This window comes from Nonomuraea sp. B19D2, assembly GCF_040137845.1.
Lineage (GTDB): Bacteria > Actinomycetota > Actinomycetes > Streptosporangiales > Streptosporangiaceae > Nonomuraea.
In genome coordinates this window covers 235931-248676 of sequence record NZ_JBEFAK010000008.1, presented here as the reverse complement: position 1 = coordinate 248676, position 12746 = coordinate 235931, and the positions used below count along the sequence as shown (strand labels likewise).

Annotated in this window: 12 protein-coding genes; 8 read left to right on the top strand and 4 right to left on the bottom strand. The window is 68.6% G+C overall.

Features of this window, described 5'->3' with window-relative positions; all coding sequences use genetic code 11:
• Positions 1-44: 44 nt before the first annotated feature.
• Entirely contained in the window at positions 45-839 is a 795-nt protein-coding gene (locus tag ABN273_RS18020) for an NAD-dependent epimerase/dehydratase family protein (protein WP_349450042.1), read from the bottom strand.
• A gap of 136 nt (positions 840-975) precedes the next feature.
• Between ABN273_RS18020 and ABN273_RS18015 the strand changes: the two genes are divergently transcribed.
• The 5 genes from ABN273_RS18015 (at position 976) to ABN273_RS17995 (ending at position 5813) form a co-directional block, all read left to right on the top strand.
• A complete protein-coding gene (locus ABN273_RS18015) occupies positions 976-2283 on the top strand; it encodes a sugar ABC transporter substrate-binding protein (protein WP_349450041.1) in 1308 nt (435 codons plus the stop codon).
• Entirely contained in the window at positions 2280-3209 is a 930-nt protein-coding gene (locus ABN273_RS18010; protein WP_349450040.1) for a carbohydrate ABC transporter permease, read from the top strand. The genes ABN273_RS18015 and ABN273_RS18010 overlap by 4 nt, the downstream gene beginning before the upstream one ends.
• Positions 3206-4066: a carbohydrate ABC transporter permease gene (locus ABN273_RS18005; protein ID WP_349450039.1), complete on the top strand. Its 861-nt coding sequence runs from the start codon at positions 3206-3208 to the stop codon at positions 4064-4066. Before ABN273_RS18010 ends, ABN273_RS18005 begins: the two co-directional genes overlap by 4 nt.
• A 67-nt stretch (positions 4067-4133) precedes the next feature.
• Positions 4134-4895 (top strand): IclR family transcriptional regulator, encoded by a 762-nt coding sequence (locus ABN273_RS18000; RefSeq protein WP_349450038.1) that lies wholly within the window; start codon positions 4134-4136, stop codon positions 4893-4895.
• 12 nt (positions 4896-4907) lie between these two features.
• A complete protein-coding gene (locus tag ABN273_RS17995) occupies positions 4908-5813 on the top strand; it encodes a 5-dehydro-4-deoxyglucarate dehydratase (RefSeq protein WP_349450037.1) in 906 nt (301 codons plus the stop codon).
• Between the two features lie 75 nt (positions 5814-5888).
• On the opposite strand, the gene ABN273_RS17990 is transcribed toward ABN273_RS17995, so the two are convergent.
• On the bottom strand, positions 5889-7358 hold the full coding sequence (locus ABN273_RS17990) for an aldehyde dehydrogenase (NADP(+)) (RefSeq protein ID WP_349450036.1): 1470 nt from the start codon (positions 7356-7358) through the stop codon (positions 5889-5891).
• A 104-nt stretch (positions 7359-7462) separates the two neighbouring features.
• On the opposite strand from ABN273_RS17990, the gene ABN273_RS17985 reads away from it, so the two are divergent.
• Both ABN273_RS17985 and ABN273_RS17980 read left to right on the top strand, forming a co-directional pair.
• Complete coding sequence (locus ABN273_RS17985) at positions 7463-8719, top strand: glucarate dehydratase family protein (protein ID WP_349450035.1); 1257 nt, start codon at positions 7463-7465, stop codon at positions 8717-8719.
• The gene (locus tag ABN273_RS17980; RefSeq protein WP_349450034.1) at positions 8716-9864 is read left to right on the top strand and encodes a hypothetical protein; all 1149 of its coding nucleotides are present in this window, start codon (positions 8716-8718) and stop codon (positions 9862-9864) included. The genes ABN273_RS17985 and ABN273_RS17980 overlap by 4 nt, the downstream gene beginning before the upstream one ends.
• A gap of 251 nt (positions 9865-10115) precedes the next feature.
• Here the strand turns inward: ABN273_RS17980 and ABN273_RS17975 are convergent, their stop codons facing one another.
• On the bottom strand, positions 10116-10532 hold the full coding sequence (locus ABN273_RS17975; protein WP_349450033.1) for an HIT family protein: 417 nt from the start codon (positions 10530-10532) through the stop codon (positions 10116-10118).
• Positions 10533-10786: 254 nt separating this feature from the next.
• On the opposite strand from ABN273_RS17975, the gene ABN273_RS17970 reads away from it, so the two are divergent.
• Positions 10787-11011, top strand: a complete 225-nt coding sequence (locus ABN273_RS17970; protein ID WP_349450032.1) for a hypothetical protein — start codon at positions 10787-10789, stop codon at positions 11009-11011.
• A 197-nt stretch (positions 11012-11208) separates the two neighbouring features.
• Here the strand turns inward: ABN273_RS17970 and ABN273_RS17965 are convergent, their stop codons facing one another.
• On the bottom strand, positions 11209-12639 hold the full coding sequence (locus ABN273_RS17965) for a serine hydrolase domain-containing protein (RefSeq protein WP_349450031.1): 1431 nt from the start codon (positions 12637-12639) through the stop codon (positions 11209-11211).
• Positions 12640-12746: the final 107 nt, after the last annotated feature.

Sequence of the window (12746 nt, the reverse complement as noted above, 5' to 3'; positions counted from 1 at the left end):
CCGTCCCTGCGAAGGGCGGCCGCAGTGCGATCAGCGGTGCGGCGTTACCAGCGCTCGCCCAGCTCGTTCAGGGTGAACACGCCTCCGGCGCGGTTGTGCAGCGGCTCGGAAAGATCCGGCTCCCCCTGCTCGGCGATGAGCGCCGCGGCCTGGGGTTCGGAGGAGTCGCGGGAGACGTACCCGATGGACCTGGCCTCCTCCAGCGACCACCACCGCCGCGCGTTGTCCGAGACGCCCCAGACCACGTGGTAGCCGGGCGCGGTCAGCGCCGCCTCGATCAGGCCGGTCAGGTCGTCAGGCGAGATCCAGGTGGCCAGCCCACGCGTGTCGCCGGAGGCCTCGTTGCAGGTGCCGAGGCGGACCACGGTGACGTTCATGCCGAACCGGTCGTGATAGAGGCTCCCGAGCGCCTCCATGACGACCTTGCTCACTCCATAAAAGGTGTCGGGCCGGGGAAAGGCGTAGTCGGGCAGGTCGGAGCCGTCGGCGGGGCGGGTGTGGAAGCCGGCCGCGTGGTGGCTGCCCATGAGCACCAGGTGCCGGACGCCCTCCTGGCGGGCAGCCTCCATCAGCACTTGCATCCCATTGATGTTGGCCTGCACTATGTCGGCCCAGGGAGCCTCCCGGCTCTCGCCGCCGAGGTGGATCACCGCGTCCACGCCCTTCATCGCCTCCGCCACCTGGGCCGGGTCGGCGAGGTCGGCCGTCACCCACTCCTCACCGGGGCCGGGCTCGACCGGGTGGATGTCGGAAAGCCGCAGCGTGCGGCCCTCGCGGGCGAGCCGTGGGCGGAGCAGCGTGCCGACTTTTCCCGCGGCTCCGGTCATGAGAATGCGCATGTCTCCATGATGCATGCGATCCTGACCAAAATTCACATACTTGGATATTGACCCCGAACCGTGCAGATAGTTACGTTCTCAGGCACCAGTTCAAGTCCACGACTCAAGTCCACGTATGTGAACGGAAGGCGGTCTTATGTCACGTCGTCTGCTGGGGGTCGCGATCACGGCGACCCTGGCCGTAACGCTGACAGGCTGCGGCTCCGGGGGGTCAGGTTCAGACAACGCTCTGGAGATCTGGATCAGGCAGGCGCCCGATTCCGACTCCGCCAAGACGGCGGCGAAACTCGCTGACGCATTCACCAAGGCCAGCGGGGTGAAGACGAAAGTCGTCGCGCTCTTCGACGACTTCGAGACCAAGCTGAACCAGCAGGCCGCCCAGAAGAAGCTCCCCGACATCGTCATCAACGACACCGCCCAGCTCGGCAACATGCAGTCGCAGGGCTGGCTCCGCGAGGTCGACAAAGCCTCGCTCGCCGGCGGCGACAAGCTGTCCGACCGTGCCTGGCAGGCCGCGACGGGGGCGAACGGCAAGTTCTATGCCGCCCCGTTCTCCGCCCAGGCGTTCGCGCTCATCGTACGGAAGGACTGGCGCGAGAAGGTCGGCATGGAGCCGCCCAAGAGCTGGGACGACCTGACCAAGCTGGCTCAGGCGTTCACCGAGAAGGACCCCGACGGCAACGGCAAGGCCGACACGGCGGGCTTCGTCATCCCCGCGGGCACCAAGCGCGGCTACGCCTCCTGGTACGCCTCCTCCTACATCTACGGCAACGGCGGCGACTTCATCAAGAACACCGGCGGCGGCCACTTCCAGTCCACGGTCAACGACCCGAGGACGGTCGAGGCCGTCCAGTACCTGCAGGACCAGTTCTGCAAGGCCAAGACCGTCAATCCGGGCGCGGTCAGCAACGACACGACCGTCACGCACGAGGTCTTCGAGAAGGGCCAGGGCGGCATCTACATGGTCGGCCCGTACGTGCTCGCGAGGTTCGTCAAGAGCATCGGCACCGACAAGATCGAGGTGCTGCCCCTGCCCAAGGGCCCCTCCGGCGGCCCCGGCACGCTCGGCGAGGGCGAGAACGTCTACCTGATGGCCGGCTCCGACCAGCAGGACGCGCAGAAGAAGTTCGCCGAGTTCGCGATCTCCCCTGATGGCCAGAAGGTCGGCATGAACAAGGACGCCAACGGCGCCATCGTCCGCCTGCCCATCAACACCCAGGTCGACATGGCCGGCGAGCGGGAGGACCCGCGCTGGAAGGTGTTCCAGGACGCCTATGCCAACGCCGTCTACGCCCCGCCCGTCCCGAACTGGGCGCCGATCCGCCAGGACTCCGCCGACTCCATCAACGCGGTCTGGGCCGACTGCTCCGCGAACGTCAAGACGGCGATGGACCAGCTGAACACCAAGCTCACGCAGGAACTCCAGAGCCAGAAAGCGTCATGACCTCCACACTCACGCGGGCTCCCGGCCGCACAGCGACCCCCCATCGCCGCACCAAGCGGGTGCGGTGGCAGGGGCCGCTGATGGCCTGGCTGTTCCTGGCACCCGCTCTCCTGCTGTTCCTGTACTTCAAGTTCATCCCGATGTTCGTGGGCCTGTGGAAGAGCTTCTTCAAGGTCCAGACGTTCCTCGGGGACGAGTGGCTCGGCCTCGAGAACTACAAGACGATCATCAGCAACGCCGACTTCGCCGCGGCCATCTGGCACAGCATCGTGCTGGCGCTGGGCACCACGATCGGCTCGGTCGTGCTGGGCCTCGGGTTCGCGCTGCTCATCGAGGGTCCTGCCCGCTATCTGTGGTTCGTACGGACTGCCGCCTTCCTGCCGGTCGTCACCACGATGGCGGCCGTGGCCGAGGTGTGGCGGATCATGTTCCACCCGGCCGACAGCGGGATGCTCAACACGATCATCGGCTGGGCCGGCATCGATCCCCAGCCGTGGCTGGCCAGCGAGCACTCCTCGCTCTGGTCGATCATGCTGATGAGCATCTGGCGCGGCACGCCGTACGACATGATGATCTTCCTGGCGGGACTGGTCGGCGTCGACCGCACGCTCTACGAGGCGGCGGCCGTGGACGGCGCCTCCATCTGGCACCGGCTGCGGCACATCACGCTGCCCGCCCTGCGGCCGGTGTTCTGGATCCTGTTCACGCTGGCGGCCATCCGCGGGCTGCGGGTCTTCGTCGAGGTGTACGTCCTGACGAACGGCGGTCCGAACGGCTCCTCCGAGGTGCTGATGACGCTGATCTACAAGCTCGGGTTCCAGAAGAACGATCTGGGCGTGGCCTCGGCGGGCGGGATCGTGCTGTTCCTGGCCACGCTGACGCTCACCCTGATCGCACAGATGCTGCGCAGGAGGCAGGCGAGATGAGGTTCGACAGCGCGCTGGGGCTGGAGTCGCGCAAGGGCCCCATGGCCGTTGCCGGAAAGGTCCTGATTTATGGCTTTATGGTGGTGGTTTTCACCGGGCCGCTGGTTGGACTGCTGATGAGCGCGTTCAGCAAGACCCTGGACCCCACCTCCTTCTCCCTCTGGCCGGACGGCTTCACCCTGGAGAACTTCGTCCAGGCCAAGGAGAAGAACGTCTATCTCTATCTCCTGAACTCCTTCATCGTCGTGGGCTTCGGCCTGCTGCTGCAGATGCTCGTGAGCGTCTTCGCCGCGTACTCGCTGGCACGCAAGAGGTTCCGCGGGATGACCGTCGTGCTGCTGCTCATGCTCACCACGATGATGCTGCCGGAGGAGATCATCGCGATCCCCCTCTCGCTCGTCCTGGCCGACATGCCGCTGCTGCACGTCAACCTCATCGGCACGTACGCGGGCATGATCCTGCCGGTCGGCGCCTGGGGCTTCTCCATCCTCGTCATGACCGAGTTCATGAAGGAAGTGCCGGTCGAGCTGGAGGAGGCGGCCCGCATCGACGGCGCCAGCGAGCTGCGCATCTTCGCCACCATCATCGTGCCGCTGTGCCGTCCGGCGCTCGGCGTGATCGGAGTCTTCGGCTTCACCATGATCTGGGACCAGTATCTGCTGCCCCTGATCGTCGCGCCGGAGTCGAGCATGTGGACGCTGCCCATCGCGCTGCGTTCGCTCCGCTCCGACGAGGAGGTGGGGATCGGCGTCCTGCTGGCGGCCTCGCTGCTGGCACTGCTGCCGTCGATCATCGCGTTCCTGGCCTTCCAGCGGCAGTTCATGCGCGGTCTGACAAGCGGGGCCGTCAAGGGTTAGGCGTCCATGTACCTGGACGAGAGCCAATATTCTGGATCTCCGTAGCCGCAGTCGAGATGGGATGAGTATGGAGCCTCAACTGGTCAAGTCCGCGGAGCGGACGGTACGCATCCTGGAGGCCCTGGCCGAGTCGCACAACAACCTGACGCTGTCGGAGCTCCAGCAGCGCACCGGGTTCCCGCGGAGCAGCCTGCACGCCCTGATGCGGACGCTGGTCGAGCTCAACTGGGTGGAGACCGACTCGGCGAGGTCGGCGTTCGGCATCGGGCCGCACGCCCTGCTGACCGGCACCGCGTACCTCGACAAGGATCCCGCGCTGCCGTTCGCGCAGGAGACCCTTGAGGACCTGCGGGCAGAGATCGGGCAGACGACCCACTTCGCCCGCCGGGACGGCGCACACGTCCTCTACCTGGCCACCCGCGAGTCGCGCGAGGCCGACCACGTGATCCCCAGGGTGGGCCGGCGACTGCCCGCCCACGTCACGGCGCTCGGGCAGGTGCTGCTCGCCCAGCTCACGGACGACGAGGTGGCGGCACTGCTGCCCGACCCGCTGGAGGGGTTGACCGAGCACTCGATCACCGATCTGAACAAGCTGACCGGCGAGCTCGACCAGGTCCGCACCCGGGGCTGGGCGTACGAACGCGAGCAGGGCACGCCCGGCCTGGCCTGCGTGGCCGTGGCGGTCGACTACCGCATCCCGGCCACGGACGCGATCAGCTGCGCGATGCCCGCGGGCCTCGGGTCCGCCGAGGTCGAGCAGATCACCGAGGCAGTGATCAAACACACCCGCAAGCTGGCTGCCACTCTCCGCAGGGAGGGCATCCGCTAGAAAGGACTGTCGATGCGGCTGGATGGTGTTCTCTTCTTTCCGGTGACTCCCTTCGACGCCGATGGCGACCTCGCCGAACCCGCTCTGGCCCGGCACGTCGCCGACGGGGTCGCGGCGGGGGCGGGAGGAGTGTTCACCGCGTGCGGCACCGGTGAGTTCAACGCCCTCGATCTCGACGAATACACCCGCGTGGTGTCCATTTCAGTCGCGGCCACCGCGGGCCGCGTCCCCGTCTTCGCCGGCGCGGGCGGCCCGCTGCCGGCTGCCAAGGCCATCGCGCGCGCCGCCGCCGCGCAGGGCGCCGACGGGCTGTTGCTGATGCCTCCCTACCTGGTCAGCGGCCCTCCCACCGGCTTGGTACGGTACGTGCGCGAGGTGGCCGCGACCGTCGACCTGCCGGTCGTCATCTACCAACGCGGCACCGCCCGCTTCTCCCCCGCTGCCGTCGCCGACCTGGCCGGGCTGCCCAACGTCATCGGCTTCAAGGACGGGCTGGGGGACTTCGACCTGCTGCAGCGGATCATCCTGACCGTGCGGCGATCGACCGGGCAGGACTTCACGTTCTTCAACGGCCTGCCCACCGCCGAGCTGACCGTCCCCGCCTACCGAGGGCTCGGGGTGAGCCTGTACTCCAGCGCCGTGTTCGCGTTCGCGCCCGAGATCGCGCTCGCCTTCTACAAGGCGGTCACGGGCGGGGACGAGGTGCTGACCCAAAGGCTGCTGACCGGGTTCTACCTGCCGCTGGTGGACCTGCGGGATCTGGTGCCCGGGTACGCGGTCTCGCTGGTCAAGGCGGGGGTGCGGTTACGGGGGTTGGAGGCGGGTGGTGTGCGGGCGCCGCTGGTGGACCCGGCGCCCGAGCACCTGGAGTCGCTGGAACGGATCATTGCGCAAGGCCTGGAGATCGCCGGCGCCTGACCCTCACTTCTCGGCACTCCAAGACCATCGTCGGTTCCGCCCTGGGAAGCCCGGCGGCGCCCAGGGCGAACCCGTTCACGCCTCCAGACGACCGTCGACCCTCCGCGGAATGGACAGCGGGTTGCCGTCCTTCAGCTCGTCGGGCAGCAGCGCCTCCGGCCAGTCCTGGTACGCCGTGGGCGCCAGCCACCGTTCGATCGCCGTGGCCCCGACAGACGTGGACGTCGTGGTCGCGGCCGGCCAAGGACCACCGTGCTGCATCGCCCAGCACACAGCCACCCCAGTCGGCCACCCGTTCCAGATGAGCCGACCGGCCTTCCTCCCCAGCACCTCGACGACCTCGCCGGCCTCACCCGGATCGGCGCCGTGGACGGTCGCGGTCAGCGATCCCTCCAGCCGCTCAAGCACGGGCCCCAGGTCGGAAATTTCCCGATACGTCACCACGATCGACGCCGGCCCGAAGCACTCCTCGGCGATACGCGGCAGCTTCTCCTCGAACGTGTCGAGATCGGCGGTGAACACCTTGGGCGTGACCGCATAGCTTCCCTCGCCCGGCTTGCCCTCGGCCAGCAGCCGCAGCTCGCCCAGCCGCTCGACGCCGCCGAGGTACCCGTCCCTGATCCGCTCGGCCAGCATGGGACCGCCGCTGGTGCCCTCGACCGCATCGACGAGAGCATCCCGCAGCTCGTCGCTCTCGGGCACGAACATGAGCCCCGGGTTCGTGCAGAACTGCCCGACTCCCAGCGTCAGCGACCCGGCGAATCCCGCGGCCACCTCCTTGGCCGGCGCGGACGGCAGCACGACGACGGGGTTGACGCTGCCCAGCTCACCGTAGAACGGGATCGGCACCTCGCGCTCGTCGATCAGCCGCTGGATCGCCTTGCCCCCGGCCACGGACCCGGTGAACCCGGCCGCGACCACCCCGGGGTGCTGCACCAGGTCGGCACCGGCCTGCATGCCCTGCACCAGGCCCAGCAGGTCAGGGTTCGGCAGCGCCGCACGGACGATCTTCGCCACCTGCTCGGAGGTGTTCGGATGCCCTGGATGCGCCTTGACCACCACCGGACACCCCGCCGCCAGCGCGGACGCCGTGTCGCCACCGGCCACCGAGAACGCGAACGGGAAGTTGCTGGCCGCGAAGACGGCGACCACGCCCGGCAGCGGGTGCTTCATCCGCCGCACGTCGGGCCGGGGCGGCGTGAGCGAGGCATCCGCGTGATCGATGATGGCCTCGACATAACCGCCGTCCCTGAGGACCTGGGCGAAGAGCCGGAACTGCCCCGCCGTACGCGCGACCTCGCCGCGCAGCCGTACCTCGCCGAGCGCGGTCTCCTGGTCGGCGAGCTGCCACAGCTCGTCCACGTGCGCGGCGAGCGCGTCGGCCACGGCCTCGAGCGCGAGCGCCCGCTCAGCGGCCGGGGTCGCCCGCCAGGCCGTGCCTGCGGCGGCCGCAGCGGAAACGATCGTGTCGACCCCGGCACTGTCGGTTTCGGGCAGCGCGGCGCCAACAGTCTCGCCGGTCCTGGGGTCGTGTCCGTAGATCATCGAAAGGCCCTTCCGAGCTTGACACTTCTTCAGCCTGATTCTTACAGTTGCGGCAACTTGTCCACAAATCTGGCCATTGTTCACATATCTGGACGGCGAGCTAAATGATCATCAGGCAGATCCACGTCACTCCTGTCGCCTTCCGGGATCCGCCCCTCCTGAACGCCGCCGGAGTCCACGAGCCGTGGGCCCTCCGTACCATTGTCGAGGTCGTCACGGACGAGGGCCTGACCGGGCTGGGCGAGACCTACGGGGACCTCGATCACCTGGGCAAGGTACGCGAGTGCGCGCAGGCCCTGATCGGCCTCGACGTGCACGCCACGAACACGATGTACGCCCGGATCGGCGCGATAATCGGCGAAACGGTGGGCGACCTGCACGGATTGACCGGCGCCGCCACCAAGGAGAAGAGCATCGACCGGGTCTTCTCCCCCTTTGAGGTGGCTTGTCTCGACATTCGCGGCAAGGCGGCCGGAGTGCCGGTATCGGACCTCCTGGGCGGTCGCGTCAGGGACGCGGTGCCGTACAGCGCGTACCTCTTCTACAAGTGGGCGGGTCACCCCGGCGAGGAGCCCGACCGGTTCGGCGCGGCCCTGGACGAAGCGGGCGTTGTCGAGCAAGCAGCCCTCCTCATCAAGGAATACGGCTTCCAGTCCATCAAGCTCAAAGGCGGCGTCCTCCCCCCGGATCGGGAAATAGCCGCGATCCGCGCCCTCCACGAGGCGTTCCCCGGAGTGCCGCTCCGCCTGGACCCGAACGCCGCCTGGACGGTCGAGACCTCGATCCGCGTGGGCCAGGAACTCGAAGGAACCCTCCAGTACCTGGAGGACCCCACACCCGACATTTCCGGCATGGCGGAGGTGGCCGCCGCCGTCCCCATGCCCCTCGCCACGAACATGTGCGTGGTCACCCCTGAACATCTCCCTCCCGCCATCGCATCCCGCGCGATCGGCGTGCTCCTCCTGGACCACCACTACTGGGGCGGACTCGTACGTTCCGCCCACGTCGCCACCCTGTGCGACACGTTCGGCCTGGCGCTGTCCATGCACTCCAACTCCCACCTCGGGATCAGCCTGGCCGCCATGACCCATCTCGCCGCCGCCACCCCGAACCTCACGTTCGCCTGCGACACGCACACCCCCTGGCAGGACGGTCAGGACGTGGTCGCGCCCGGCGCCCTGCGCTTCGAGCACGGCGCCGTCCCCGTGCCCACCGGCCCCGGCCTCGGCGTCGAACTCGACCGCGACGCGCTGGCCGTCATGAACGAGCAGTACGAGAAGTGCGGGATCTCCGCCCGCGACGACACGAGTTACCTGCAACGTTTCGAGCCCACCTTTTCCGCGAGGAGACCACGCTGGTGAACGTGGCCTATGTCTACCCCTGGGACATCGTCGGCGACCCTTCGGCCCCAGACCGCCTGGCCGGCCTGGGCGTGGACGCGGTGGCGCTGGCAGCGAGCTATCACTCAACGAGAGCCGCCACGCCCTATCACCCGTCCCATCGTGTGCTGGACGTTCCCTATCCGGCCTTCTACCTCCCGATCCGCCCGTCGTCCTGGTCCCGCCTGGTCCCTGCGGCCCCCACCTGGACCGCGGAGGACGCCTACCTCCAGGCCAGGGACGCACTGAAGGCGGTAGGCCTCCAGGTGCACGCCTGGACCGTCCTCACCCACAACTCCCACCTGGGCACGGCCAACCCCGACCTGGTCGTACGCAACGCCTTCGGCGACCCGTACCCGTACGCGCTCTGCCCGGCTCACGAGGACGTGCTCGACTACTGCGAGCGCCTGGTCCAGGAGATCCTCACGGTAGGCGAGCCGGACGGCCTCATCCTGGAAGCCTGCGGCCCGATGGGCTTCGGCCACCAGAGCGTGCACGAGAAGACCTCCGGCGCGGACTGGACGCCCGCCGACGCCGACCTGCTCTCACTGTGCTTCTGCTCGTCCTGCGCCGACCGCTACCCACCGGCCACCAGAGACAGAGTCCGCGCCGCCATAGACCGCGCCCAGCCCTCAGGCCAAACCACAACGGCCGACACTCACCCAGTCACCATCGATCAGGCCCTCGGCGAGCTGACCGACGACGTGCGAGCCCTCCGCGTGGAACTGTCCGCCTCCCTACGCCGGCGCCTGATCGCCGTGGCCAGAAGAACCGCCCCGAACGTCCCCATCACCCTGCACGCCAACCCGGACCCCTGGGCGGCAGGCGCCTTCGCCGCACTCCCCACGGGCGAACCGGAAGCGGACGTCCTGGTGGCCAGCTGCTGGGGCGACCCGGCCACAGACGCCACCCGCCTCACCCACCTCAAGGACCTGTCCACCGCCGGCCAGCGAATAGGCGCCTACGTCCTCACCCTGCCGCCTCGCCCCGCCGACGCCGCGGTCCTGGCCGACCAGCTCAGCACGTACGCCAAGGCAGGGGCGACCGAGTTCCACCTGTACCACGCGGGCCTTGCCTCGCCCCAGCGCCTGTCAGCCCTCTCCGAGGCCCTCCGCCACCACGCCTGACCCCAACGCAATACGCGCTGGAGCCGCCCGGTGCCGGGCACGAACCACAGCCCGGCACCTCGGCGTCGTCTTGGCAGAGCTGGAAGATCCTCCGCAAGCCACGCTGCAGCCCTGCCCGGGCCGCATTTGAAATGTGCTTGAAGGGGAAACTCGTACAGGAGGTGAAGTCGCCGCCGGTGAAATGACCATGGATCGCAGGAAGCTCGGAGTTCCACTGCCATGGGCTTACCGGGAGCACCTTGCGGGCCCGCTCAGAGATAAGGGCTGAGGCGCTTGGCGATCCCGTCGGTCTCATCGAGGTCGAGACGAGGGACCTCGCCCGCTCGAGTGCCGCCGTCGGGCAGAGTGCCGGCGACATGGAAGTGAACATGGGGGACGGTCTGGTGCGCGGGCACTCCGTTGTTCTGCCAGACGGCGATGCCCCCGGGGTCGTAGGCGGCTGCGATGGCCCGGGCCGCCCGCCGCACGGCGTTCATCAATTGCTGCTCCTCCGCCGAGGCCACGTCCATGACCGTCGGGCGGTGAGCGACCGGTATCACCAGCACGTGCCCCTGCCCACGCTGCCAACGGGTGACCAGGATGGCGACCTGCTCCCCCTGTTCCAGGATGGTGGCGGGGTGCAGCCCGGCGAGGTAGTCGCAGAAGGGGCACCGGTCCGCGGATGGCATGGATATCGGCATGTTCCCGATCTTCCCGCATCTCGTCAGGTGTCGTGGCCGTGCACGGGATCGCCCGCGAGGTGGTCCAGTATCTGGTGATCCACCTTGCCTGTCGCTGTGGGGGGAAGTTCCTGACCTGCTTGGACCGCATCTCAAGAGCCACGCGGTCAGCGACCGCAACGGGCTGCCGCTGACCGTTGTGGTGTCTGCTGCCAAGCGTGGCTGGCCGAGCGCGGGGCCGTGCAGACGTCAACGACAGCACCATGCTCAAGGACGTGCTCGACAGCCTGCGTGCGATCCGGCGACCGCTCGGACGCCCCCGCCGGTGGCCGGGCAAGCTGCACGCTGACCAGGGCTACGACTACTGGGCCTGCCGTGAGCTGGTCAGACGCCGTGGCATGATCTCCCGGATCGCGCGTAAGGCATCGAATCCGGCACTCACCTCGGCCGGCACCGATAAATCATCGAGCGGTGCCTGGAATGGGTGAGGAGCCGGTTTCGGCACCTCGCCCGCCGTCAGGACCGTAAGGCTTCCCACTTCCTCGCATTCCTGCGCCTGGCCTGCGCTCTGATCTGCTACCGCCGCGCCGCCCGCCTCACCCTCCTGCCCAGCAACGACCCTGAATGAGGCGCGGTCTCAGCCAGCCCGGCGCCGGGCATTACGGGATGCCCCGGTCACCACCACCTAGGCGACGTCGGGCCGGGTCATCAGCGGCGACCGCAGATGCAACTCCAGGCTGGGGCCGGTGAGGGGCACGGTGCTCCACTTCGCCACCGCTGTCCCCGCGTCGGCGTCGAGCACCAGCCGGACCCGGTGCGGGGTGGTGATGACGTAGAGGTCGGCGACGAACGTGTTGCCCTGCCAGGCGCCGGCGGCGACGACAGGGCGGCCGAGCGGCGAGCTTTCCCGCCAGTCGCCGTGGCCGACGGCGACCTTGAGTGACGACCCGAGTTGCAGGTGCCATCCGCCGTCCACCGGCTCGACGGCCACCGCGGTTGCGTCGGGCAGGGCCGAATCCTCGGCGGAGGCGTCGATCCTCGCCGCACCGGAACGGGAACGGGCCGCCGAACCCGGCACCGGCGCAAGTGACAGCCGCCGCAGCCGATCGGCGAGGATCTCGTCGTCCCGGGCGCTTCCCGCGTCATCCAGGCCGGGCAGCAGGCAGTCCCAAAAGAGGCCGGGCAGTGCGTGTGTCTGCTCGACGGCGGCGGTCACGACGACCACGAGATCGTGGGACGGGACGACCACGCATTGCTGGCCGAAGGCGCCGTTGCCGTGGTAACCGTGACGCGACATCCAGAACTGGTAGCCGTACCCGCAATGAAAGTCGGGGTTAGACGAGCCGTCCTCGGCTGGCAGGGTCTCGATGTGCCGTCTGGTCGCGAGCTCCACCCATTCGCGCGGGACGAGCTGGCGGCCGCCCCAGACGCCTCCACGCAGCAGTAACTCGCCGAAAGCGGCGACGGCCTCGGTCCTGAGGTGCAGCCCGTGGAATCCGAAGGCGGCACCGCTCGCCACCCGATCCCATTCGGCGTGGTCGACGCCCATCGGCTGGAACAGGCGCTCGTCGAGCAGCTCCGGCAGGCCGCGGCCGGTGACCCGTTCCACCATCCGGGCCAGGACGAAAGTGGTCGCATTGTCGTAGGTGTGCCGGGTTCCCTCAGGCTCGGAGAACGGTACGCGCATGAAGCCCTTCACCAGGTCGTCCGGTTCCAGCTGCCAGGCCTCGGCGAGGCTGTCCGTGCTGTGCCCGGCCGTCATGGACAGCAGGTGGTGGACGGTGATGCGGCGTCCCTGCTCGGAGATGTCGGCCGGAACGTGGTCGGGCAACACGTCCACCACCCGGTCGTCCAGCGAGAGCCGCCCGTCGGCGATCGCGAGCCCCACCGCGACCGAGGTGAACGACTTGGTCAGCGAATAGAGCAGATGCGGGCGCCCGGCCGAGTACGGCGCCCACCAGCCTTCGGCCACGACGTGACCGTGGCGTACGACCATGATGGAGTGGAGCTCGACGGATTGTGCTTCGAGCCGGTCCAGCAACGCGGCGATCGAACGGGACGAGACCCCCGAAGCCGCCGGTGTCGAGCGCGGTAGCAAGGCCGGCTGAGAACGCATGCGGGCACCCTAACAAGGCGAACTGCCCGATTCACCGGAATTTCCTGCGCGACGATACGACCGCCATCAAGCCGGGCCATGAGCCTGAGGTGATGCCAGGGCGCTGC

Coding starts and splice junctions, on each gene's coding strand:
- ABN273_RS18020 (WP_349450042.1), bottom strand. CDS start 839: ATGCGCATTCTCATGACCGGAGCCGCGGGAAAAGTCGGCACGCTGCTC.
- ABN273_RS18015 (WP_349450041.1), top strand. CDS start 976: ATGTCACGTCGTCTGCTGGGGGTCGCGATCACGGCGACCCTGGCCGTA.
- ABN273_RS18010 (WP_349450040.1), top strand. CDS start 2,280: ATGACCTCCACACTCACGCGGGCTCCCGGCCGCACAGCGACCCCCCAT.
- ABN273_RS18005 (WP_349450039.1), top strand. CDS start 3,206: ATGAGGTTCGACAGCGCGCTGGGGCTGGAGTCGCGCAAGGGCCCCATG.
- ABN273_RS18000 (WP_349450038.1), top strand. CDS start 4,134: ATGGAGCCTCAACTGGTCAAGTCCGCGGAGCGGACGGTACGCATCCTG.
- ABN273_RS17995 (WP_349450037.1), top strand. CDS start 4,908: ATGCGGCTGGATGGTGTTCTCTTCTTTCCGGTGACTCCCTTCGACGCC.
- ABN273_RS17990 (WP_349450036.1), bottom strand. CDS start 7,358: ATGATCTACGGACACGACCCCAGGACCGGCGAGACTGTTGGCGCCGCG.
- ABN273_RS17985 (WP_349450035.1), top strand. CDS start 7,463: ATGATCATCAGGCAGATCCACGTCACTCCTGTCGCCTTCCGGGATCCG.
- ABN273_RS17975 (WP_349450033.1), bottom strand. CDS start 10,532: ATGCCATCCGCGGACCGGTGCCCCTTCTGCGACTACCTCGCCGGGCTG.
- ABN273_RS17970 (WP_349450032.1), top strand. CDS start 10,787: ATGCTCAAGGACGTGCTCGACAGCCTGCGTGCGATCCGGCGACCGCTC.
- ABN273_RS17965 (WP_349450031.1), bottom strand. CDS start 12,639: ATGCGTTCTCAGCCGGCCTTGCTACCGCGCTCGACACCGGCGGCTTCG.